Annotated in this window: 17 protein-coding genes and 1 pseudogene; 9 read left to right on the forward strand and 9 right to left on the reverse strand. The window is 64.0% G+C overall.

Annotated elements, in window-relative coordinates:
* Positions 1 to 138: 138 nt before the first annotated feature.
* From C7G42_RS12065 to C7G42_RS12075, 3 genes and pseudogenes are all read left to right on the forward strand, one after another.
* Positions 139 to 1,191 carry an Ldh family oxidoreductase gene (locus C7G42_RS12065; protein WP_106949701.1) on the forward strand — a complete coding sequence of 351 codons (1,053 nt, stop codon included), beginning with the start codon at positions 139 to 141 and terminating at the stop codon, positions 1,189 to 1,191.
* Between the two features lie 20 nt (positions 1,192 to 1,211).
* Positions 1,212 to 2,579 (forward strand): LLM class flavin-dependent oxidoreductase, encoded by a 1,368-nt coding sequence (locus C7G42_RS12070; protein ID WP_106949199.1) that lies wholly within the window; start codon positions 1,212 to 1,214, stop codon positions 2,577 to 2,579.
* 15 nt (positions 2,580 to 2,594) lie between these two features.
* Positions 2,595 to 3,366, forward strand: a pseudogene (locus C7G42_RS12075) (fumarylacetoacetate hydrolase family protein).
* 111 nt (positions 3,367 to 3,477) lie between these two features.
* Here C7G42_RS12075 and C7G42_RS12080 read toward each other — a convergent pair.
* The gene (locus C7G42_RS12080) at positions 3,478 to 3,933 is read right to left on the reverse strand and encodes an Lrp/AsnC family transcriptional regulator (protein ID WP_106949200.1); all 456 of its coding nucleotides are present in this window, start codon (positions 3,931 to 3,933) and stop codon (positions 3,478 to 3,480) included.
* Between the two features lie 153 nt (positions 3,934 to 4,086).
* Between C7G42_RS12080 and C7G42_RS12085 the strand changes: the two genes are divergently transcribed.
* A complete protein-coding gene (locus C7G42_RS12085; RefSeq protein ID WP_106949201.1) occupies positions 4,087 to 7,533 on the forward strand; it encodes an indolepyruvate ferredoxin oxidoreductase family protein in 3,447 nt (1,148 codons plus the stop codon).
* A 76-nt stretch (positions 7,534 to 7,609) separates the two neighbouring features.
* Positions 7,610 to 9,031, forward strand: coding sequence for an indoleacetamide hydrolase (iaaH, locus tag C7G42_RS12090; RefSeq protein ID WP_106949202.1), 1,422 nt, complete (start codon positions 7,610 to 7,612; stop codon positions 9,029 to 9,031).
* Here iaaH and C7G42_RS12095 read toward each other — a convergent pair.
* Positions 9,028 to 10,089, reverse strand: coding sequence for a DUF3616 domain-containing protein (locus tag C7G42_RS12095; RefSeq protein ID WP_106949203.1), 1,062 nt, complete (start codon positions 10,087 to 10,089; stop codon positions 9,028 to 9,030). The two genes, iaaH and C7G42_RS12095, sit on opposite strands and share 4 nt — an antisense overlap.
* Positions 10,090 to 10,448: 359 nt before the next feature.
* Positions 10,449 to 11,360, reverse strand: coding sequence for a LysR family transcriptional regulator (locus C7G42_RS12100; protein WP_106949204.1), 912 nt, complete (start codon positions 11,358 to 11,360; stop codon positions 10,449 to 10,451).
* 134 nt (positions 11,361 to 11,494) lie between these two features.
* Between C7G42_RS12100 and C7G42_RS12105 the strand changes: the two genes are divergently transcribed.
* The 3 genes from C7G42_RS12105 to C7G42_RS12115 are packed head-to-tail and all read left to right on the forward strand — an operon-like array spanning position 11,495 to position 14,752.
* Entirely contained in the window at positions 11,495 to 12,646 is a 1,152-nt protein-coding gene (locus C7G42_RS12105; RefSeq protein ID WP_106949205.1) for an HlyD family secretion protein, read from the forward strand.
* Positions 12,647 to 12,650: 4 nt separating this feature from the next.
* Positions 12,651 to 14,261 carry an MDR family MFS transporter gene (locus tag C7G42_RS12110; protein WP_106949206.1) on the forward strand — a complete coding sequence of 537 codons (1,611 nt, stop codon included), beginning with the start codon at positions 12,651 to 12,653 and terminating at the stop codon, positions 14,259 to 14,261.
* A gap of 29 nt (positions 14,262 to 14,290) precedes the next feature.
* Positions 14,291 to 14,752 (forward strand): carboxymuconolactone decarboxylase family protein, encoded by a 462-nt coding sequence (locus C7G42_RS12115; protein ID WP_106949207.1) that lies wholly within the window; start codon positions 14,291 to 14,293, stop codon positions 14,750 to 14,752.
* A gap of 138 nt (positions 14,753 to 14,890) precedes the next feature.
* Here C7G42_RS12115 and C7G42_RS12120 read toward each other — a convergent pair whose 3' ends face one another.
* The 6 genes from C7G42_RS12120 to C7G42_RS12145 all read right to left on the reverse strand — a co-directional run bounded on the left by C7G42_RS12120 (position 14,891) and on the right by C7G42_RS12145 (position 20,608).
* Positions 14,891 to 15,751 carry a D-amino-acid transaminase gene (locus tag C7G42_RS12120; RefSeq protein WP_106949208.1) on the reverse strand — a complete coding sequence of 287 codons (861 nt, stop codon included), beginning with the start codon at positions 15,749 to 15,751 and terminating at the stop codon, positions 14,891 to 14,893.
* Positions 15,752 to 15,932: 181 nt separating this feature from the next.
* On the reverse strand, positions 15,933 to 16,664 hold the full coding sequence (locus tag C7G42_RS12125; protein ID WP_106949209.1) for an amino acid ABC transporter ATP-binding protein: 732 nt from the start codon (positions 16,662 to 16,664) through the stop codon (positions 15,933 to 15,935).
* A gap of 12 nt (positions 16,665 to 16,676) precedes the next feature.
* The gene (locus tag C7G42_RS12130) at positions 16,677 to 17,369 is read right to left on the reverse strand and encodes an amino acid ABC transporter permease (protein WP_106949210.1); all 693 of its coding nucleotides are present in this window, start codon (positions 17,367 to 17,369) and stop codon (positions 16,677 to 16,679) included.
* Between the two features lie 4 nt (positions 17,370 to 17,373).
* Entirely contained in the window at positions 17,374 to 18,105 is a 732-nt protein-coding gene (locus C7G42_RS12135; RefSeq protein WP_106949211.1) for an amino acid ABC transporter permease, read from the reverse strand.
* A gap of 119 nt (positions 18,106 to 18,224) precedes the next feature.
* Positions 18,225 to 19,136, reverse strand: coding sequence for an amino acid ABC transporter substrate-binding protein (locus C7G42_RS12140; protein ID WP_106949212.1), 912 nt, complete (start codon positions 19,134 to 19,136; stop codon positions 18,225 to 18,227).
* Positions 19,137 to 19,222: 86 nt separating this feature from the next.
* Entirely contained in the window at positions 19,223 to 20,608 is a 1,386-nt protein-coding gene (locus C7G42_RS12145; protein WP_106949213.1) for a M20 family metallopeptidase, read from the reverse strand.
* A gap of 265 nt (positions 20,609 to 20,873) precedes the next feature.
* On the opposite strand from C7G42_RS12145, the gene C7G42_RS12150 reads away from it, so the two are divergent.
* A complete protein-coding gene (locus tag C7G42_RS12150; protein WP_106949214.1) occupies positions 20,874 to 22,253 on the forward strand; it encodes an LLM class flavin-dependent oxidoreductase in 1,380 nt (459 codons plus the stop codon).
* The last annotated feature ends 24 nt before the right edge of the window (positions 22,254 to 22,277 follow it).

Consider the following 22,277-nt stretch of genomic DNA (forward strand, 5'->3'; position numbering starts at 1 on the left):
CGAATCCTCAGCGAGAGGCGCAACCTCTTTACGAATTTGCAGCCCTGTATTGGTTTGCGAGAGATTGATATCGCCGCTGCGCTTTGAGACGATGGCCTCCAACAAGTGCCCGCCAAGGGCAAGGACCCGGGGAACGCCATGCCGATCGTCACGGCCGATCGCCTCACGCGCGTCAGCGCCGCGCTGCTCCGCGCCGCCGGAGCCTCCGAGGAAGAAGCCGACGCCGTCGCGGTCGGCTGCGTCAATGCCAATCTGGCAGGCCATGATTCCCACGGCGTGATCGCCGTTCCCACCTATATCGACCGCATCAAGGCCGGCCACATCGTTCCCGGTGCCAAATGGACCGTGGTCCAGGAATCGCCGACCACGACCGTGATCGACGGCCACTGGGGCTTTGGTTTCCACGTCAACGCCAAGGCGATGGCGCTGACGATCGAGAAAGCCAGGACGGCAAATGTCGCGGCCTGCACCGTGTTCCGGCAAAGCCATGTCGGCCGCCTCGCCGCCTACCCCTTGATGGCGATGCGCGCAGGCATGATCGGGATTGCCACGGCGGATTCCGGGCGCTCGCCGAAACATGTCGCCCCGTTCGGCGGCAAGGAGGCGCGGCTCGGCACCAACCCGATCTCAATCGCGGTGCCGTCCGATCTCGACACGCCGTTCTATCTGGATATGGCGACCTCGGCGGTGGCGGCCGGCAAGATCCAGCTCGCGGTCGCGCGCGGCGAGGAGATTCCGACGGGCTGGATCATCGATGCCGACGGACGGCACACCACTGACCCGACGCAATACCGCAAGGGCGGCGCGCTGCTGCCGCTCGGCGGCACCGAGGGCTACAAGGGGAGCGGTCTTGCGGCCATGGTCGAGGTGCTCTGCGGCCTGCTCACCGGACTCGGCTTCGGCGTCGAGCCGACGGGGCGGCACAACGACGGATGCTTCATGGCGGTGTTCAACGTCGCCGCCTTCCGGCCGCTGCAGGAGTTCAAGCGCGAGGTCACGGAGTTCGCGCATTATCTGAAATCGACGCCGCCGTCCGAAGGCAGCAAGGGCGTGTTCTATCCCGGCGAGATCGAAGGCCTGCGCGAGCAGCAGCGCCTGCGCGACGGCATCGAGATCGAGGATGCCACCTGGGAAAAGCTGCGCGCCCTGGCGCGCGAGTATAGGCTCGACACAGTCCTCGCTCTGGCCTGACGGCACAGGAGAACAGCGGCATGACGAGACAGATGGTCCTGGTCGGCTTCCTCCAGGCGCAGAACTGCACCAACCTGCCGAGCTCCTGGCGGCATCCGGACTCGCGCGCCGATTCGATGTCGGCGGACTATTATCAGGAGATCGCCAGGATTCTCGAAGCCGGCAAGTTTCACATGGCGTTCTTTGACGACCGGCTGGCGATGCCGGACCGCTACGGCAACGACCACGCCCACACCGTCGAATACGGCATCCGCTGCGTGAAGATGGATCCGTTGATCGTGCTGACCACGATGGGCATGGTGACCGACAAGCTCGGGCTCGGCGCGACCTGCTCGACCACCTATTACGAGCCGTTCGACGTCGCGCGCCGCTTCGCGACGCTCGATCTGATGTCGGGGGGACGCGCGGGCTGGAACGTCGTCACCTCGCTCAATGACGGTGAAGCGCTCAACATGGGGCGCGACTCTCACCCAGAACACGATTCCCGCTACGACAAGGCCGACGAGTTCATGGAGGTCGTGCTCGGTCATTGGGACACCTGGGAGGACGGCGCCCTCATCATGGACAAGCAAAGCGGCCGCTTTGCCGATCCCGCCAAGGTGAAGCGGCTCGATCACAAGGGACCGGCTTTCAAGTCGCGCGGGCCGTTCACCGTGCCGCGTTCGCAGCAAGGCCATCCCGTGATCATCCAGGCCGGGGCATCGGGCCGAGGCCAGCGCTTTGCCGGGCGATGGGGCGAGGTGATCTTCACCGCCGCGCGCAACCTTCAGGGCGCCAAGGACGGCTACGCGTCCGTGCGCAACGAGGCCGCCAAGGCTGGTCGCGATCCCGATGAGATGTTCCTCTGCAATTTGACGACGCCGGTCTGTGCCGCGACCAAAGCCGAAGCCGAGGACAAGATGGCGCTGATCAACAAGCTGCCGCTGCAGATCGACGCGCTGTCGTTGCTGGCCGAAGCGCTCAATTACGACTTCGCCTCCAAGGATCTCGACGAGCCTCTGACGACGGACGAGTTGAAGAGCATGCAGGGAATCCTGGGCATCCGCGATGGCGTGCTGAAGAATTCGGGCAAGAGCAATCCGAGCGCGCGCGACTTCGTCACCTTCTCCGGCCGCGGCCAGGTGCAGGACGCCATGGTCGGCGGCCCCAAGGAGATCGCGGACAAGCTCGAGGAAATGTTCGTCGAGCGCGGCTGCGACGGCTTTGTCATCGCCGCGACCTATGTGCCCGGCTCCTACGCTGATTTCGTGCAGCATATCGTGCCGGAGCTGCAGCGCCGCGGACTGTTCCAGAAGGACTATCGCGGCAAGACATTGCGGGAAAACCTTGGGCTCAAGCGACCGGCGGCCGGCGCCTGGAAAGTGCAGCCGCGCGATGCCGCGGAATGATGGCGGGTACATGACATGCGCTGGTTGAAATTCACGGAGACAAGCAAGTCCTCGTGGGGAATTATCGAGGGCGACAAGGTCATCGCGGTCGACGGCGATCCCTTCGGCGAATGGCAACGCAGCTCGCGCACGCATCCGCTTGGCGACGTCAGGATCGAGCTGCCGCTGATCCCGCGCACCTTCTATTGCGTCGGGCTGAATTACCTCAAGCACCTGAAAGAAGCCGCCGACAAGGCCGGCACGGTGCCGGCCGTGCCCGACCGCCCGGAGATCGGCTATCGCGCCCAGAACGCTCTGATCGCGCATGGCGAGGACGTGGTGATCCCGTCCTTTGCGACGGAGAAGATCCACTATGAGGGAGAGCTCGTCGTCGTCATCGGCAAGAAGGTGAAGCACCTCACCGCAGAGAACGCGATGGATTGCGTGTTCGGCTACACCATCGGCAACGACGTCAGCGAGCGCAGCTGGCAAAAGGCCGACCGCAGCCTGTGGCGCTCGAAGAACGCCGACACGTTCAAGCCGATGGGGCCGTGGATCGAGACCGAAGCCGATCTCGACAAGATGGAAACGATCGTCCGGGTCAATGGCCAGGAGAGCCGCCGACATGATCTTCGGGGTGGTGCCGTTCCTGATCGAGCTGACGAAGTATTTTACGCTGTGGCCGGGCGACGTGATCTGGATGGGCACGGACGGTGCCTCGCCCGACATCAAGCATGGCGACGTCGTGGAGATCGAGATCACGGGGGTCGGGACGTTGCGGAACAGGTTCGTGCGGGAGGGACGGTAGCTCTCGTAGGGTGGGCAAAGCGAAGCGTGCCCACCACCTCTTTCGATCATTGAGAGATGGTGGGCACGGCGCAAAAAGCGCCTTTGCCCACCCTACGGTATCTCTCTCATCTCAAAACGGCAGCGCCACGCTCGACTTGATCTCCTTCAGCACCACGTTGCTGCGGACGTAGCGGATGCCGGGGATGCGGAACATGAACTCGTCCAAAAATCGATTGTAGGCCGCCATGTCCTGCACGACGACGCGCAAATGATAATCGGCGTCGCCCGTGGTCGCAAAGCACTCCAGCACCTCGCGCCGCTTCGTCACCCGCGCGACGAATTCGTCGACGAATTTGGCGTCGTGCCGCTCCAGCGAGACGTGGAGGACGGCCGACATCGCAAAGCCCGCCTGCTCGCGCGCGACCAGCGCCGCGTAGCCCTGGATGATGCCGGCGTCCTCCAGCGCGCGCACTCTGCGCCAGCAGGCCGAAGTGGACATGCCGACCGCGTCCGCCAGTTGCTGATTGGTGGCACGGCCATCCTTCTGGAGATGAGCGAGAATGCGCACGTCCTGGTCTTCAATCATGGAAACTCCCGATCTGATAAATATCTACCAAAAGAGACCACAATATGCAAAATCCTACCGATATCGTCTTCGATGCCGGATGAATAGGTAAGACCTACCAGCGGCCCGGGCATAACCTTGCGTCATTCGGCAGGATGCCGCGCGAGGTCCGCCATGGACGCCGTTCCGTCACTCGACACGTACGAACTCTCCGACCGCTACGATCGCGAGGAGGGCCGCGTCTTCCTCACGGGAACGCAGGCCATCGTCCGCATCGCGCTCGATCAGGTCAGGCGCGACCGGGCCCATGGCCTCAACACCGCCGGTTTCATCTCGGGCTATCGCGGCTCGCCGCTCGGCGGCATCGACCTCGAGCTCTGGCGCATCCAGGAGCGGCTGACGCGGGACCGCGTGGAATTCCTCCCCGCAGTGAATGAGGACCTCGCCGCGACCGCGGTGCTCGGCTCGCAGCAGGTCGAGACGCAAGGAGATCGCGAGGTCGATGGCGTGTTCGGGCTCTGGTACGGCAAGGGGCCCGGGGTCGATCGTTCCGGCGATGCGCTCAAGCACGGCAATGCCTACGGCTCCTCCCCGCATGGCGGCGTGCTGGTGGTCGCCGGCGACGACCATGGCTGCGTTTCCTCCTCGATGCCGCATCAGTCCGACGTCGCCTTCATGAGCTGGTTCATGCCGACGCTGCATCCCGCGAGCGTCAGCGAGTATCTGGAATTCGGCGAATATGGCTATGCGCTGAGCCGCTTCTCCGGCATGTGGGTCGGCTTCAAGGCGATCTCGGAGATCGTCGAGTCCGGCGCCTCGGTCGCGCTGCGCGCGCCGCGCGTCTTCCGCACACCGGACTTCACGGCGCCGCCGGGAGGCCTGCACTACCGCTGGCCGGATTTGCCGGGCCCGCAAATCGAGGAGCGCCTGGAGGCGAAGAAGCACGCGGTCTACGCCTTCGCAAAGGCCAATCCGATCGACCGCCGCATCTACGACGTTCCGGATGCGACCTACGGCATCGTCACCACCGGCAAGGCCCATCTCGATTTGATGGAGGCGTTGCGGCTGATGGGTCTCGATGAGGCCGCCTGCCGCAGCATCGGCATCGATATCTACAAGGTCGGCATGGTCTGGCCGCTGGCGCTGCATGACGCCATGGATTTCGTGAGGGGCAAGCGCGAGATCCTCGTGGTCGAGGAGAAGCGCGGCATCATCGAGAGCCAGTTCAAGGAGTATTTTTACGATTATCCCGGCAGCAAACCCGAGCGCATGGTCGGCAAGCACGACGAAACCGGCGCAAGGCTGATTTCCTGGATCGGCGAGCTGTCGCCCCGCGCGCTAGCTGGCGTGCTGGCGCGCCGGCTTGATCCGATGTTTCCAGGCCTCAATCTCGCCGCACGCGCGGCCGCGTTGATGCCGGAGGCCGCACGCACCATCAACGTATCGGGCGCAACGCGCACGCCCTATTTCTGCTCAGGCTGCCCGCACAACACATCGACGAAGGTGCCTGAAGGCTCCAAGGCGCTGGCCGGCATCGGTTGCCACTTCATGGCAAGCTGGATGGACCGCGAGACCTCGTCGCTGATCCAGATGGGCGGCGAAGGCGTAAACTGGGCGGCGTCGTCGAAATTCACCGGCCGCAAGCACGTCTTCCAGAATCTCGGCGAAGGCACCTACTACCATTCCGGCTCGATGGCGATCCGGCAGGCGATCGCGGCCAAGGCCAATATCACCTACAAGATCCTGTTCAACGATGCCGTCGCGATGACAGGTGGGCAGCCGGTCGACGGTCCCATCAGCGTGCAGGCCATCGCCCACAGCGTCCGTGCCGAGGGCGTGAGGCGCATTGCGCTGGTGTCGGACGATCCCGCACAGTTCTCGCCTGCTGATTTGCCAGCCGGCGTCACCCTTCATCCGCGCGAGGAGATGGATGCCGTACAGCGCGAGCTGCGCAATATCCCGGGAGTCTCGGTCCTGATCTATCAGCAGACCTGCGCCACGGAGAAGCGACGCCGGCGCAAGCGCGGGCAGATGGCCGACCCCAAGCGCTTCGCTTATATCAACGATCTCGTCTGCGAAGGCTGCGGCGACTGCTCGGTCGAGTCAAACTGCCTCAGCGTCGAACCGAAAGAGACGCCGTTCGGCCGCAAGCGTCAGATCAATCTGTCGGCTTGCAACAAGGATTTTTCCTGCCTCAACGGCTTCTGCCCAAGCTTCGTCACCGTCGAGGGCGCCACGCGCCGGAAGAAGGGCGCAAGCCAGATCGACGCGATCGGCCGTGCGGCGACGCTTGCCCTGCCCGCTCCCGCAACGCTCGACCGGCCCTACGACCTGCTGGTGACCGGCGTCGGCGGCACCGGCGTGATCACCGTTGGCGCGCTGATCGGCATGGCCGCGCATCTGGACCATCGCGGAGTCTCGGTGCTCGACTTCACCGGCTTTGCGCAGAAGTTCGGGCCCGTGCTGAGCTACATCCGCCTCGCCTCGAGCCCCGAGGCGCTGCATCAGGTCCGGATCGACCAGGGCGCGGCCGATGCGCTGATCGGCTGCGATCTCGTCGTCAGCTCCTCGCCAAAGGCATCCGGTACCTACCGCCGCGACACGCGCGCTGCCGTCAACACCGCGGAGATGCCAACCGGCGACGTCGTCCGCTTCCGCGACGCCGATCTCGCCTCCCCCGCCCGCCTGCGCGCGATCGGCCAGGTCATCGGCGAGGGCAATCTCGGTACCATCGATGCCAACGCGCTGGCCGAACGGCTGCTCGGGGATGCCGTCTACGCCAATATCATCATGCTCGGCTTTGCCTGGCAGCGCGGGTTGGTCCCCATCTCGCTTGCCGCGCTGCTGCGCGCGATCGAGCTCAACGGCGTCGCGGTCGAGCGCAACAGGCAGGCCTTTGCCTGGGGCCGGATCGCGGCCGCCAATCCCCACCTCTTGAAAACGGACGACGCGCCCAAGGCCGAAGCGCTCGACCAGCTCATCGACCGTCGCGCCGACTTCCTGACCGCCTATCAAGATTCCGCCTATGCCGCACGCTACCGAACGACAGTCGCAAAAGTCCGCAATGCCGAAGCTGTCCTGAGCAGCGAGGCTCTGACCGAAGCGGTCGCGCGCGCCCTGTTCAAGCTGATGGCCTACAAGGACGAATACGAGGTGGCACGGCTGCACATGCAGAGCGGATTCCTCGACGAGCTGAAACGCGAATTCGAGGACGGCTTCAGCGTCCGGTACCACCTCGCACCGCCATTCCTGCCATCGCAGCGCGATGCACGCGGGCGGCCGCGCAAGCGCGCCTTCGGCCAATGGATCCAGATGCCGCTCGCCATGCTCGCGCGGCTGAAGGGATTACGCGGAACGCCGATCGATCCGTTCGGCTACGCCCGGGAACGGCGGACCGAGCGCGAACTGATCACATGGTATGAAGCTCTGATCGAACGGCTGCTCGGCGAGCTCGGTACGGCGCGTCTTCCGGATCTCGTCGCGATTGCCAAGGCGCCGATGGAGGTCCGCGGTTATGGCCCGGTCAAGGACGCCGCGATCGGGAAGACGAAGGCCGAGGTCGAGCGCTTGTTTGGCGAACTCCACACGTCGTCGCCGCCAAAGATGCGCGCCGCCGGTTGACGCGGAGCCGGCGAGGCTTCAGCCTCCATGCTCGGGAGGGCGCCCTGATGGCTGCCCGCCAAGAGAGTGACGCATCATGGATTTCGACCAATTGACCCTGGGCCGGGCCGCAGCCGGCCTCCGCGCCGGGACCGTCACGAGTATGGCCCTCACGACGGAGGCTCTTGCCCGCGCCAAGGCCAACGCCGATCTCAATGCCTTCATCACCCTGGACGAGGCCGGCGCCCTGAAGGCCGCCGCGGCATTCGACGCCAAGGGCGACAAGGACAAGCCGCTCGGCGGCGTGCCCATCGCGATCAAGGACAACATCGAAGTCGCGGGACTGCCTTGTAGCGCCGGCACGCCCGCCCTCAGAGACTACATTCCAAGGGCCGATGCGCCGGTCGTGGCAAAGCTGCGCGCGGCGGGCGCGATCATCATCGGCAAGACCAGCATGCACGAGCTGGCCTTCGGCATCTCCGGCTACAACACCGCGTTCAGGACCGGCGCCGAGTTCGGCGTGCGCAACGCCTATGACCGCACCCTGATCGCCGGCGGCTCCTCGTCCGGGACCGGCGCTGCGATCGGCGCGCGGATCGTCGCAGGCGGGCTCGGCACCGACACCGGCGGATCGGTGCGCGTGCCCGCCGCACTGAACGGATGTGCCTCGCTGCGCCCGACCGTCGGCCGCTATCCGCAACAAGGCATCGCCCCGATCTCGCATACCCGCGACACCGCGGGGCCGATGGCCGCGACCATGGCCGATGTCGCGCTGCTCGATCGCGTGATCACAGATGGCGCGGCGGTCGCACCGGCCGATCTGAAGCAGGTGCGGATCGGCATCGTGAGGACGATGTTGACCAATCTCGACGTCGACACCGACACCGCCTTCCAGGCCGCCATCGTGCGGCTGAAGGCACAGGGCATCACGGTCGTTGAGGTCGAGATGCCGAAGCTCGCCGAGCTCAACGGCCAGGTCGGCTTTCCCGTCGCGCTGTATGAAGCCTATGACGACATGGTCGGATATCTCGCCCACACCGGCACAGGCCTCACCATCGAAGCGCTGGCGATGGAGATTGCCAGCCCCGACGTGAAGGGTACCTATGACGGCCTGGTGATCCCGCGCAAACTGCCGGGTCCGGACGATACGCTGCTCGATGCCGGGCCGATCTACGACGCGGCGGTCAAGACCGCGCGACCGGCGCTACAGGCGCTCTACAGCAAGATCTTTGCTGACAACCGGCTCGACGCCATCGCCTTCCCGACCACGCCCCGCGTTGCGATCCCCTCCAATCCCGAGTCCAGCACGCTCGAGAATTTCGCTCTTTTCATCCAGAACACCGACCCCGGCAGCAACGCCGGCATCCCTGGAATCCAGATCCCGATCGCGCTCGGCGCCAGCAGCAAACTGCCGATCGGGCTCGAGCTGGATGGCCCCGCAGGGAGCGATCGTCGCCTGCTCGCGATCGGCATCGCGCTCGACGATCTATTCGGCCGATTGCCGGCGCCGACGCGCTAGCCGCTGGAGCAGGGTGGAGGCCGAGGCCCCGATCCCGGTATTTCGATCGGGGTGGGCGCACCTTCCTTGTCGCCGTCGAACACGATCAGGACACGCAGTCCGGTTGACGTCTTGTCCAGCAGCAGGATCCCCTCCGGCTTGCGCTTCGGATCAAACGGCAAGTCCTTCAACAGCTCGACGGATTCTGATGCGCCGTCCCACGCGTAAACGGCGTATGATCCGGGTCCATCCGCCACCGGACCTGCGAGGACGAGAATGCGGTCCCCGAAGGATGCGAGGTCGCGCACGCCACGACCGTCGCCGAGCGGCAGCTGGTAAAGGTGGTGGTCCAAACTCTTTGTATTGCCAAACAGGGAAGCTACCTCCACCGACAGAACGACGGCGCATTTGCCGTTCAGCACGGGGCCTCGGAATCCTGCGAGCAGCGTCCGATCGTCCTTGATCGCCACTCCCTCGATGGTCAGGCCGTTCTTCTCCAGCCGGACATCCATGAAGTCGCGAAGAGCAGGTTCGGCCGCGATGACCTCTCGCAATTGCGCCGTACGCTCGAGCCCCGACGCATTGCCATCTGCCCCCGTCGTGCGGAATCGGACGATCTGGCTGCTTGCGGCGATCTTCGCTCGAATCTTATCGGCATGTTTCTCGGGATCGAGCTTGTGGTCCTTGTCCCGCGGATGGCCGTGCGAGCCGATGACGTAATAATACCCGTAGTCCCCTTTGGAGAAGGCGACTCCCTCGCCATCGAGCTCCAGCGCTTTGTCGTTGAACGTGTTGTCGATCAATTTGACCGGGCTGCCGGCGACAAGCTTGCCGTCGGTCAGCTCGATGAATTGAGCGTCCTGGAGGTTGTCGTCGATGACGAGGCACGAACGGGGAAATCCGTCCGCGGTTGTGCAGGCGATGCCGCTGACGTCCTTGGACTTGTCTCCGTCCTCGCCGATCAGTCTGTTCTTGACCGGCCACGCATCGTCGCTGGCAGCAAAAGAAGGCTGCACACCGCTCGCCGCCGTGAAGCCGAGCAGCAAGATCGCAAGCCATCCCGTTCTGGCGAGGGTCATCGAAGCCTCCTTCAGCTGCAGTCGGGCCAGATATGGTCAAGCCGTCCAGCTTCACCGCGATATGATGCCGCCAATCCCCTGCGAAGCGGGCACGCCATCGAACGTTGATCGGCCTGCCGCCTGTCGATGCGTCAGAGATGGAAGAGCAAGAGATCGAAAAGCAAGAGATGGAGAAACAAGAGATGGAGAAGCAGAAGCCGAAAAGCCGGCTTGAACGAAACGTCACATCGAAGAAACGGGATCGGGCCGAACCATCTCGGTCCAAAATAGATCACTCATAATCTTAGGTTGCATTGTTCCAGATACCCAGCTGATGTCAACTCACTTTCTGGCGGACATGGCGCCGTCGGCGAGAGGTCTCATGAATACGGATTGATCAGCTTTTGCTGCTCGGCGCTGTGCTGCGCGAGCAGGTCGATGAAGGTCCTGACCTTCGCCGACAGATGATGACGGTGCGGATAGACGGCGTTCATGGAGAGCTCGATCGTCCGCAATTCAGGTAACAGGCGCACGAGGTGGCCGGCTTCGAGGTCGTCCTGAATGAGAAATCCCGCCATCAGACAGATTGCGGCCCCCTCCAGTGCGACCTTGCGCAGCGCTTCCCCGCTATTGGTGACGAAGCTGCCCGAGATGCGTACGGAGGCGGGTGTGCCTTTGCGATCGAGGAAGCGCCATTCATCGCCGAACGGATAGTTCAAGTGCCGGCCACAATTATGCGCGGCGAGCTCGTCGAGCTTCTGCACCCGGCCGTGCTTCTCGAGATAATCGTGCGAGCAGCACAGCACGTGACGCCAGGTGGCGAGGCTGCGGACGATCAGGCTCGAATCCGGCGGCGAGGTCATGCGCAGGGCGACGTCGTAGCCTTCCTCGATGAGATCGACGTCAGCCTCGCCCATGCGCAGATCGACCTTGAGCTCCGAATAGGTCGACAGCAGCTTTGCCACCACAGGCGCGACGAACTGCACCATATGCGTGGCGACGTGGATGCGCAGCGTGCCGCGGGGCACCGACTGCAATTCGCTGGCGATATCGTCGGCCTGTTCGAGATCGGCCAGGATCTGGGTCGAACGGTCGTAATAGGCCTTGCCGATTTCGGTGAGGCTCACCTTCCGCGTGGTGCGGTTGAGCAGGCGCACACCGAGCCGATCCTCCAGCGCCTGCACATGGTTGCTCACCATGGTCGTCGACATGTTGAGCCGGCGCGCGGCGGCGGAAAAGCCGCCGTTCTCGACGACGTGGATGAAGGCGGTGAGGCTGGTAAAGCGATCCATGGCTCGGATTATCCACTCCTGATGGATAATGCTTCAACTTATTCCACGATTATCACAAGGGCCGCGACGGCACATCTTACCGGCACCCCACAAGGCACCTTCCAACGGTCCGCCTGGGGATTTCCGAGGATGCCATGTCGAACGCCACTTATGTCACTGAAACAAATACAAAAATCGGCCTGCGCCCATCCCGGCAGGCAATTGGGCGTGCAGCTATCGGGCTGGCGCTGGCGCTCGGCGTCGCGACGTCCGCCGACTATGGCTACGACTATTTGAAAACAGGCCGCTACCTCGAGACAACCGACGACGCCTATGTGAAGGCCGACTCCACGATCATCGCCCCGAAAGTCTCCGGTTACATCGCCAAGGTGCTGGTCAGCGACAACGAAAAGGTGAAAGCGGGCCAGGCGCTGGCAAAGATCGATGATCGGGACTTCAGGGCGGCGCTCGACCAGGCCAAAGCCGACGTCGCCGCCGGCGAGGCCTCGGTGCGCAACATCGATGCCCAGATCGAACTGCAGCAGCCGATCATCGAGCAGAGCACGGCCGATGTCGCTGCCGCCGACGCCAATTTGAAATTCGCGCAGGAAGAGCGCGCCCGCTACGACGACCTCATGAAGACCGGCTCCGGCACGATCCAGCGCGCCCAGCAGACCGACGCGGCGCTGCGCGCAAGCAGCGCGCAATTGCAGCACGCGAAATTTGGCCTGCTGGCCGCGCAGCGCAAGATCGACGTGCTCACCACCCAGCGCGCCCAGGCCGCGGCCCAGTTCGAACGGGCCCGCGCAGTCGCGCAGCAGGCGGCGCTGAACCTGTCCTATACCGAGATCACCGCGCCGGTCGACGGCACCGTCGGCGCCCGCTCACTGCGGGTCGGCCAATACGTTCAGGCCGGCACGCAATTGATGGCGGTGGTGCCGCTCGACGCGGTCTATGTCGTCGCCAACTTCAAGGAGACCCGGCTCACACATGTGCGGCCGGGTCAGCCGGTCGAGTTGCATGTCGACAGTTTTCACAATCGCACGCTGCGCGGCCATGTCGACAGCCTGTCGCCGGCGAGCGGGCTTGAGTTCGCGCTGCTGCCGCCCGACAATGCCACCGGCAATTTCACCAAGATCGTGCAAAGGGTCCCGGTGAAGATCGTGCTCGACGACCACAGCCTCACCGGCCTGCTGCGCCCCGGCATGTCGGCGGTGCCGACGGTCGACACCAAGCAGGCGGTGCTGGCCGAGCGCGAGACGGCGAAGCGGCTGGCGGACAACACGTCCCGCCACAACGGCGGCTGAAGCCATGAGCACGCTCCAACCCACTGTTGACGCCGCCACGCGTCTTCCAGCGCCCGCTGCGTCAGCCGCGCCGGCGATATCCGCAAAGACCTGGGTCGCGGTGATCGGTGCAACGCTCGGCGCCTTCATGGCGGTGCTGAACATCCAGATCGTCAACGCTTCGCTCGCCGACATCCAGGGAGCGATCGGCGCTGGCATCGACGACGGCGGCTGGATCTCGACCTCCTATCTGATCGCGGAGATCGTGGTGATCCCGCTCTCCGGCTGGCTGGCGCAGGTGTTCTCGATCCGGATCTATCTTCTGACCAACGCGGTCCTGTTCCTAATTCTCTCGGCGGCCTGCGCGCTTGCGCAGGATCTGTCGCAGATGATCGTGTTGCGCGCCGTGCAGGGATTTACCGGCGGCGTGCTGATTCCGATGGCGTTCACGCTGATCATCACGCTGCTGCCGCGCGCAAAACAGCCGGTCGGCCTCGCGCTGTTCGCACTGTCGGCGACGTTCGCGCCCGCGATCGGCCCAACCATCGGCGGCTATCTCACCGAGAATTTTGGCTGGGAATACATCTTCTACGTCAACCTCATCCCCGGCGCGGTGATGGTCGGCATGCTCTGGTACGCGCTCGACGCCAAGCCGATGAAGCTGGCGCTGCTGCGCGAGGGCGACTGGGCCGGCATCGTCACCATGGCGATCGGCCTCTCCGCGCTCCAGACCGTGCTGGAGGAAGGCAACAAGGACGACTGGTTGGGCTCGCCTTTCATCGTCAAGCTCAGCGTGATCGCGGCCGTCGCGCTGACTGCCTTCCTGATCATCGAGCTCACGGTGAAGAAGCCGCTGCTGAACCTGCGCCTGCTGGGCCGCCGCAATTTCGGCTTCGGCATGCTCGCCAATTTCCTGCTCGGCATCGCGCTGTACGGCTCGGTCTTCATCCTGCCGCAATATCTGTCACGCATCCAGGGCTACAATTCCGAGCAGATCGGCATGGTGCTGGCCTGGACCGGATTGCCGCAGCTCCTGCTGATTCCGCTGGTGCCGCGTCTGATGCAGAAGTTCGATGCGCGGATCATCATCGGCGTCGGTTTCGTGCTGTTCGCGGCTTCCAACTTCATGAACATCCATATGACCAACGACTACGCCGCCGACCAGCTGCTGTGGCCCAACGTCGTCCGCGCCGTCGGGCAGGCGCTGGTGATGGCGCCGCTGTCGGCGGTCGCGACGGCGGGCATCGAAGCGGAGAACGCGGGCTCGGCCTCCGGCCTGTTCAACATGATGCGCAATCTCGGCGGCGCCGTCGGCATCGCGCTGCTCCAGACCGTGCTGACCAAGCGCGAGCAGTATCACTCCAACGTGCTGACGCAGTCGGTCTCGGTGTTCGAGCAGGCCACCCGCACCCGGCTGGAACAGCTGACGCAATATTTCGTCAATCACGGCATCCTCGACCGTGCGGACGCGGCGCATCGCGCCTACGTCGCGATTGGCCATACCGTGCAGAAGCAGGCCTATATCTTCGCCTTCAGCGACACGTTTTATCTGCTCGGCGTGGCGCTGATCGTAGCGCTCGCCGCGGTCCTGTTCCTGAAGAAGCCCGGCCAGACCTCAGCCGGTGGCGCTCACTAACCTCACCCCCGCAAGCAAGGAGAACGACCATGAAGCCCCGCATGAATTTCTACCAGGCCGCACCCGACACGATGAAAGCGCTGATGGCGCTGGAGACGCAGATCCAGTCCACGGGACTGGAGAAATCGCTGATCGAGCTCGTCAAGATCCGCGCGTCGCAGATCAACGGCTGCGCCTTCTGCATCAACATGCACACCGAGGACGCCCGCAAGCGCGGCGAGACCGAGCAGCGCATCTATTTGCTCAATGCCTGGCGCGAGTCCCCGCTCTACACCGACCGCGAACGCGCCGCTCTGGCCTGGACGGAATCGGTCACGCTGATTTCCGAGACGCATGCGCCCGATGACGTCTACGAGCAGGTTCGTGCGCAGTTCTCCGAGGAAGAGACGGTGAACCTGACTATGCTGATCGGCGCCATCAACGCCTGGAACAGGATAGCGATCGCGTTTCGAGCGGTCCATCCCGTGAAGGTGAAGGCGTCGGCGGCGTGAGGGACGGCGCGCACCCCTCAAGGGTTGTCTTGTAGGGGGGCAAAGCGACGCGTGCCCACGTTCTTCCAACATGCGAGAGAGGACGTGGGCACGGCGCAAGGGCGCCTTTGCCCACCCTACGGCAGCGAAGTGCGCGGCTCAGACCGCCGTCGCCCTGGCGAACTCCACATAGATCTCGCGCAGGCGTGTCGCCATCGGGCCGGGCTTGCCGTCGCCGATCTTCTTGCCGTCGACGGCCACCACCGGCTGGACGAATGAGGATGCGCTCGTGATGAATGCTTCCTTGGCGGCGTGCGCTTCGGCGACCGTGAAGGAACGCTCCTCGACGCGGAGCTGACGTTCCTCGGCGAGCGCGATCACGGCCTTGCGGGTGCAGCCCGGCAGGATCGCGTTGGAGTTCTGGCGGGTGACGATGACATCGTCCTGGGTCAGGATGAACGCGGTGGACGAGCCGCCCTCGGTGACATAGCCATCCTGCAGCATCCAGGCCTCGCCGGCGCCGGCCTCGGCCGCGGCCTGCTTCGCCAGCACCTGCGCGAGCAGTGCGACGCTCTTGATGTCGCGCCGCTCCCAGCGGATGTCGGGCACGGTGATCACGTTGATGCCGGTCTTTGCGACCGGAGTGTTGATGATGTCCTTCTCCGAGGTGAACATCACCAGGCTCGATTTCACGTCAGCCTTGGGGAACGGGAAGTCGCGGCCCTTGTCGGCGCCGCGGGTCACCTGGAGATAAACCAGGCCGTTCGCGACCTTGTTGCGCGCGATCAATTCCTTCTGAATCTCGGTGATGCGCTCGAGCGTCTCCGGCAGCTTCAGCTTGATCTCGCCGACCGATCGCTCCAGCCGCGCCAGATGCGAGGCATTGTCGACCAGCTTGCCGTCGAGCACGGCCGAGACCTCATAGATGCCGTCGGCGAACAGGAAGCCGCGGTCGAGCACCGAGATTTTGGCGTCCGAGAGCGGGACGAATGAGCCGTTGACGTAGGCGATCGGGTCCAAGGCAGGTCTCCTGGAGGAAGGAAAACTTGCTCGTCCCTATACGGGATTTGTTAGTGCCACGAAACCCTCAACCCGTCATTCCGGGGCGGCGCACAGCGACGAGCCCGGAATCCATAGCCACCAGCCGGGGTTATGGATTCCGGGCCTGCGCCTTCGGCGCATCCCGGAATGACGGCGGGAATTAATGCGACAAGATCTTCGACAAGAACTTCTGTGCGCGGTCGCTGCGCGGCTTGCCGAAGAAGTCCTCCTTCGGCGCGTCCTCGACGATCTCGCCGCGGTCCATGAAGATCACGCGGTTGGCAACCTTGCGGGCGAAGCCCATCTCGTGGGTGACAACCATCATGGTCATGCCCTCATGGGCGAGGTCGACCATGACGTCGAGCACCTCGCTGACCATTTCCGGGTCGAGTGCCGAGGTCGGCTCGTCGAACAGCATGACGATCGGATCCATCGCAAGCGCACGCGCGATCGCAACACGCTGCTGCTGGCCGCCGGACAGGTTCGCGGGATATTTTTGCGCCTGTTCCTTGAGGCCGACGCGCTCCAGCAGCTGCATGCCTTTCGCCATCGCCTTGTCGCGCGACCGGTCGAGCACCTTCTGCTGCGCGAGGCAGAGATTGTCGATGATCTTCAGATGCGGGAACAGCTCGAAGTGCTGGAATACCATGCCGACGCGCGAGCGCAGCTTGGGCAGATTGGTCTTGGGATCGTTGACCTTGGTGCCGTCGACGCTGATGTCGCCGCTCTGGAACGGCTCCAGCGCATTGACGCATTTGATCAGCGTCGACTTGCCCGAGCCCGAGGGGCCGCAGACCACCACGACCTCACCCTTGGTGACGCTGGTTGTGCAATCGGTCAGCACCTGGAAGCTCGGGCTGTACCATTTGTTGACGTGACTGATTTCGATCATGACCGACACGCTCTATCGAATGATGGCGATGCGCGCCTGAAGGCGACGGACGCCGAAGGACGCGACACAGGAGATGGTGAAGTAGACGATCGCTGCGAACAGGTACATTTCGACGAGGCGCCCGTCGCGCTGCGCGACCTTGCTCGCCGCGCCCAGGAAGTCCGTGATCGAGAGGACGTAAACCAGCGAAGTGTCCTGGAACAGAACGATGGTCTGCGTGATCAGCACCGGCAGCATGTTGCGGAAGGCTTGCGGCAACACGACGTAGCGCATGGTCTGGGCGTAAGTCAGCCCAAGCGCGCTGGCCGCGGCCGGCTGGCCGCGCGAGATCGATTGGATACCTGCGCGCATGATCTCGGAGAAGTATGCCGCCTCGAACATGATGAAGGTGATGAGCGAGGATGCGAAGGCGCCGACGCTGATCGGGCGCGATGCGCCGGTCACCCATTGCCCGATATAGGGCACCAGGAAGTAGAACCAGAAGATGACCAGCACCAGCGGCAGCGAGCGCATGAAGTCGACATAGACGCCGGCAACGCGGCCAAGGATCTTGAAGCCGGAGAGCCGCATCAGGGCCAGCGCCGTGCCGAAGACGAGGCCGCCGAGGGCCGCGAGCGCCGTCAGTGTCAGCGTGAACGTCATGCCCTCAAAGAACAGATAGGGCAGCGCACGGCGAATGACGTCGAAATCGAGGTTGGAAAACATTGCGCTATTTCCCCGTGATGTAGCCGGGGATCGCGACCCAGCGTTCGAGGAAGCGCATCGCAGTCACGACGACGACATTGACGAGAAGGTAGAGGATCGTCGCGGCGGTGAAGGCTTCGAACACCTGGAACGAAAATTCCTGCATCGAGCGCGCCTGCCCTGTCAGCTCGAGCAGACCGATGGTGATCGCGACCGCCGTGTTCTTGATGGTGTTGAGGAATTCGGAGGTGAGCGGCGGCAGGATGATGCGGAACGCCATCGGCAGCAGCACGTAGCGATAGGCCTGCACGGTGGTGAGGCCAAGCGCAGTGGCCGCCATCTTCTGCCCTCGCGGCAGCGAACCGATACCGGCCTGCAGCTGAACGGCCACGCGGGCCGACATGAAGAAGCCGATGCCGATCGCGGCCGTCCAGAACGGCGCGTTCGGGAGTTGCTTCATCCAGGTGCCCGCAGCCTTGGGCAGCAGCTCCGGCAGCACGAAGAACCACAGGAACAGCTGCACGAGCAGCGGCATGTTGCGGAAGAATTCGACATAGGCAAAGCCGAACCAGTTCGCCCCTTTCGACGGCAGCGTTCGCATGACGCCGACGAGCGAGCCGGTGATCAGCGCGATGACCCAGGCTAGCGCCCCGGTCTTCAGAGTCAGCACCAGGCCCGACAGCAGCATGTCGAGATAGGTGCCGGTCCCCATCGGGTTCGGCTGGAAGAAGATTCCCCAGTTCCAGTTGTAGTTCACGTGTCCCCCGCGCGAACGCGCCACTGATCAAGATTGTCCCGGCGCCTATGCAAATGTCCGGCCACCCCTGTGTCAAGAGTGGCCGGACATGATCCCGATCGAAAGATCGAGGTTGTATCTTACTTGTAGTCGTCCGGGTTCGGCGAGTCCGAGGGCTTCGCGAACTCGTTCTTCAGCTCGGCCGAGATCGGCGTATTGAGGTTGAGGCCCTTCGGCGGGATCTTCTGGGTGAACCACTTGTCGTAGATCTTCTGGGCTTCGCCGGACGTATAGAGCGCAGCGGTCGCCGCATCGACCACCTTCTTGAAGGCGGCGTCGTCCTTGCGCAGCATGATGCCGTAGGGCTCGGGCTTGGAGAAGGCGTCCTTGGAGACGACGTAGTCATCCGGCGACTTCGAGCCGGCCACGAGGCTCGCGAGCAGGATGTCGTCCATGACGAAGGCGACCGCGCGATCGGTCTCGACCATCAGGAAGGCTTCGGCGTGGTCCTTGGCGGGAATGATGTTGGCGCCGAGGCTTTTCGCGACATTGGCCTCGGTGAGCTGCTTGATGTTGGTGGTGCCGGCGGTCGAGACCACGGTCTTGCCCTTGAGGTCGTCGATCGACTTCAGTCCGCTCGACTTCTTGAAGACGTAGCGGCTGGCGGTCAGGAAGTGGGTGTTGGTGAAGGCTACCTGCTTCTGGCGCTCGGCGTTGTTGGTGGTCGAGCCGCATTCGAGGTCGATGGTGCCGTTGGCCATCAGCGGGATGCGGGTCGCCGACGTCACCGGGTTGAGCTTGACCTCGAGCTTGTCGAGCTTGAGCTCCTTCTTCACGGCATCGACGATCTTGTAGCAGATGTCCATCGCAAACCCGACGGGCTTCTGGTTGTCGTCGAGATAGGAGAACGGGATCGAGGAGTCGCGGAAGCCCAGCGTGATGGCGCCGGTGTCCTTGATGTTCTTCAGCGTGCCGGTCAGCTCCTGGGCTCCGGCCTGGCTGACGGCGAAAGTCGCGGCGAGCGCGAGGCCGATGCTACGGAAATGTTTCACTTTTTTGGTCCCCTTTCAGGATTGTGCAGCGGGATGCAAGCACAAAATGGATCGGATTAGAATGTGACTTTCGGCGGGATCGCAGCTCAGGTTAACGGCCGCGGGAGTTCTCCCAAATCCCAGAACAGCCCGGCCATCACCGTCAAGGCTTCTTCCGTCAATGGCAGCAGGATGTGCTCATTGGGCGCATGCTGGGAGCAGCCGGGATAGGAGTGCGGGACCCAGATCGTCGGCAGACCCAGGATCTCGGAGAACACGTCGTTGGGCAGCGAGCCGCCGAAGTTCGGCAGCACCGCCGGCGGCTTGCCGGTGGTCTCTTTCACCGAATCCGCCGCCCATTTGATCCAGGGGCTGTCGAAGTCGGTCCGCGAGGCGGCAAAGCTCTGCGCCGCCCGCACCTCGACCATCGGAAAGCCCTTCTGGACAAGATGCGCGCGGATCGCCTCGATCAGGCCGCCGACCTCGGTGCCGACCACGAAACGCAGTTGCAGCACGGCATTGGCATGGCCCGGAATGGCGTTGGCCGGCTTCTCGATATTGCCCGACGACATCGCCAGAACTTCCAGCGTATTCCAGGCATAGAGCCGTTCGGCCGCCGACAGCCCCTCCTCGCCCCAGTTCTCCGCCAGCGCCGGCTCGTCCTCGGTCGGGACCACCTGCACGTCGGCGAGATAGGAGCGGATCTGGTTGGTGAGGCGCGGCGGCTTCAGCGCGTCGAGCTGAAGCCGGCCGTGGCCATCGACCAGCGTGGAGATCGCGTTGACTAAAATGGTTGCGGGGTTGGCCAGTACGCCGCCCCAATTGCCGGAATGATGGCCGCCATCGCGCAGGTTCACATCGAGATGAATGCGGATGCCGCCGCGGCATCCCAGGAACAGCGTCGGGCGGTCGGCGGACAAACGGGGCCCGTCGGAGGCCATGAACAGATCGGCCTTGAGCGCGTCGCGATTGAGGTCGCAGACCTTGCCGAGATCGGGCGAGCCGATCTCCTCGCCCATCTCGATGATGAACTTGGCGTTGAAACCGAGCTTGCCGCCACGGGCGTCGCGCACCGCGCGGAGTGCCGCCATGTTGATGCTGTGCTGGCCCTTGTTGTCGGCGGTGCCGCGGCCATACAGCCGGTTGCCCGCAACCGTCGTGCGCCAGGGATCGCGGCCCTCGCGCCACTCGCCCTCCATGCCGTCGACGACGTCGCCATGGCCGTAGATCAGCACGGTCGGTGCTGAGGTGCTTTCGAGATGCTCGGCGAACAGGAACGGCGCCTTGCCGCTGGGGGACTCGACGATGCGGCTGGTGAAATCCAGCGCGGCAAAGGACGGGATCATCTCCTGTTCCAGATAGGCGCGCAGCTCGGCGCCACGCGACGGATTCTGGCTTTCGGTCTGATAAGCGACGCGGCGGTCGAGTTCAGCGAGGAACGCGCCGGATTTGAAGTCGTCCCGGGCGCGGGCGATGGCGTCGGCTCTGGTCATTGCTATTCGTCTTCAAGGTCTCGAGGCGGGCGAACCTAGCGGGCTACACTGGCCGTCGAAAGTGGCGGGGACTTGGATAGTTCTTTTAGTTCTCTTGTAGTTCTCTTGGGATTTCGTTCTTGCTCTCTTGAGATTGGCTTGCCAAAGGGCGGCAGCCCGCTGATTTTGGCCTTGCCAAGCGCAGCTTATATGCAAGAACTTCGCCAAGTTCGGGCGCACATTTACCATTGGAAGAGCGCTCGGTATAGAGCGCCGGGGAACGATCATGGCCAAGCAGATCAGGCTCAACGCCTTTGCGATGAATTGCGTCGCGCACCAGTCGCCGGGCCTGTGGACCCATCCACGCGACCGCACCGCCGAGTATAACCGCCTGCCCTACTGGATCGATCTCGCCAAGACGCTGGAGCGCGGCCGTTTCGACGGCTTGTTCCTGGCCGACGTGCTCGGGGTCTACGACGTCTATGGCAACAGCCCCGACGCGGCCTTGCGCAACGCGGCGCAGACGCCGTCGAACGAGCCGCTGCTGCTGCTCTCGGCAATGGCCGCGGTGACGAAAAACCTCGGCTTCGGCGTGACCAGCAATCTCTCCTTCGAACCGCCCTATCCGTTCGCGCGGCGGATGTCGACGCTGGACCATCTCACCGAAGGACGGATCGGCTGGAACGTCGTCACCGGCTATCTCGACAGCGCAGCGCGAGGTGCCGGCAAGGACAAGCAGACCGGCCACGACGACCGCTACGACATCGCGGACGAATACATGGAGGTCGTCTACAAGCTCTGGGAAGGGAGCTGGGAGGACGACGCCGTGCTGCGCGACCGCAAGCGCGGCATCTTCACCGATCCGAGCAAGGTTCACCGCATCAATCACGAGAGCGCGAACTACCGCATCAACAACACTATCCATCTCAGCGAGCCGTCGCCGCAACGAACGCCAGTGCTCTACCAGGCCGGCACCTCGCCGCGCGGCCGGCAGTTCGCGGCCAAGCATGCCGAATGCGTTTTCATGTCGGGACCGTCGGCCAAGATCATCGCGCCGCGCGTCTCGGCGATCCGCCAGGAGGCCGCCGCACTCGGTCGCGATCCCGCGGAAATCCTGATGTTCAACATGATGACGATCATCCTCGGCAACACCGAAGCCGAAGCGGCGGCGAAATATGCCGACTACCGCTCGCATATCAATCCGGAAGGCGCGCTGGCGCTGATGTCGGGTTGGACCGGCATCGACTTCTCCGGCTACGAGCTCGACCAGCAGGTGCGCCACGTCCAGAACGATGCCGGTCGCAGCGCGCTCGACAACGTCACCCGCGGCGATCCGGACCGGGTCTGGACCGTGCGCGACGTCATCGAGCATGTCGGCATCGGCGGCGCCGGCCCTGTCGTGGTCGGCACGCCGGAGATGGTCGCGGACAAGATCGAGGATTGGTTCGAGAAGACCGATGTCGACGGGCTCAACGTGGCCTTCGCCGTCTCGCCCGGCGATTTCGAGGATATCGCCGACATGCTGGTGCCGGAGCTGACGAAGCGCGGGCGATACAAGCCGGAATATGCCAAGGGCACGCTGCGCGAGAAGCTGTTCGGCGACGGCCGCGCAAGGCTCAATGCGCCGCATCCGGCCGCGGGGTATCGGGTGGGGAAGAAGGGGTAGATCCCCCCGTCATTGCGAGCGAAG

Origin of the sequence: Bradyrhizobium sp. MOS003, from assembly GCF_003020125.1 — a bacterium.
Taxonomy (GTDB): Bacteria; Pseudomonadota; Alphaproteobacteria; order Rhizobiales; family Xanthobacteraceae; genus Bradyrhizobium.

What these genes read in the sequence shown, in the direction of transcription:
- C7G42_RS12065 (WP_106949701.1), top strand. Translation starts at nt 139, where the DNA reads ATGCCGATCGTCACGGCCGATCGCCTCACGCGCGTCAGCGCCGCGCTG.
- C7G42_RS12070 (WP_106949199.1), top strand. Translation starts at nt 1,212, where the DNA reads ATGACGAGACAGATGGTCCTGGTCGGCTTCCTCCAGGCGCAGAACTGC.
- C7G42_RS12080 (WP_106949200.1), bottom strand. Translation starts at nt 3,933, where the DNA reads ATGATTGAAGACCAGGACGTGCGCATTCTCGCTCATCTCCAGAAGGAT.
- C7G42_RS12085 (WP_106949201.1), top strand. Translation starts at nt 4,087, where the DNA reads ATGGACGCCGTTCCGTCACTCGACACGTACGAACTCTCCGACCGCTAC.
- iaaH (WP_106949202.1), top strand. Translation starts at nt 7,610, where the DNA reads ATGGATTTCGACCAATTGACCCTGGGCCGGGCCGCAGCCGGCCTCCGC.
- C7G42_RS12095 (WP_106949203.1), bottom strand. Translation starts at nt 10,089, where the DNA reads ATGACCCTCGCCAGAACGGGATGGCTTGCGATCTTGCTGCTCGGCTTC.
- C7G42_RS12100 (WP_106949204.1), bottom strand. Translation starts at nt 11,360, where the DNA reads ATGGATCGCTTTACCAGCCTCACCGCCTTCATCCACGTCGTCGAGAAC.
- C7G42_RS12105 (WP_106949205.1), top strand. Translation starts at nt 11,495, where the DNA reads ATGTCGAACGCCACTTATGTCACTGAAACAAATACAAAAATCGGCCTG.
- C7G42_RS12110 (WP_106949206.1), top strand. Translation starts at nt 12,651, where the DNA reads ATGAGCACGCTCCAACCCACTGTTGACGCCGCCACGCGTCTTCCAGCG.
- C7G42_RS12115 (WP_106949207.1), top strand. Translation starts at nt 14,291, where the DNA reads ATGAAGCCCCGCATGAATTTCTACCAGGCCGCACCCGACACGATGAAA.
- C7G42_RS12125 (WP_106949209.1), bottom strand. Translation starts at nt 16,664, where the DNA reads ATGATCGAAATCAGTCACGTCAACAAATGGTACAGCCCGAGCTTCCAG.
- C7G42_RS12130 (WP_106949210.1), bottom strand. Translation starts at nt 17,369, where the DNA reads ATGTTTTCCAACCTCGATTTCGACGTCATTCGCCGTGCGCTGCCCTAT.
- C7G42_RS12145 (WP_106949213.1), bottom strand. Translation starts at nt 20,608, where the DNA reads ATGACCAGAGCCGACGCCATCGCCCGCGCCCGGGACGACTTCAAATCC.
- C7G42_RS12150 (WP_106949214.1), top strand. Translation starts at nt 20,874, where the DNA reads ATGGCCAAGCAGATCAGGCTCAACGCCTTTGCGATGAATTGCGTCGCG.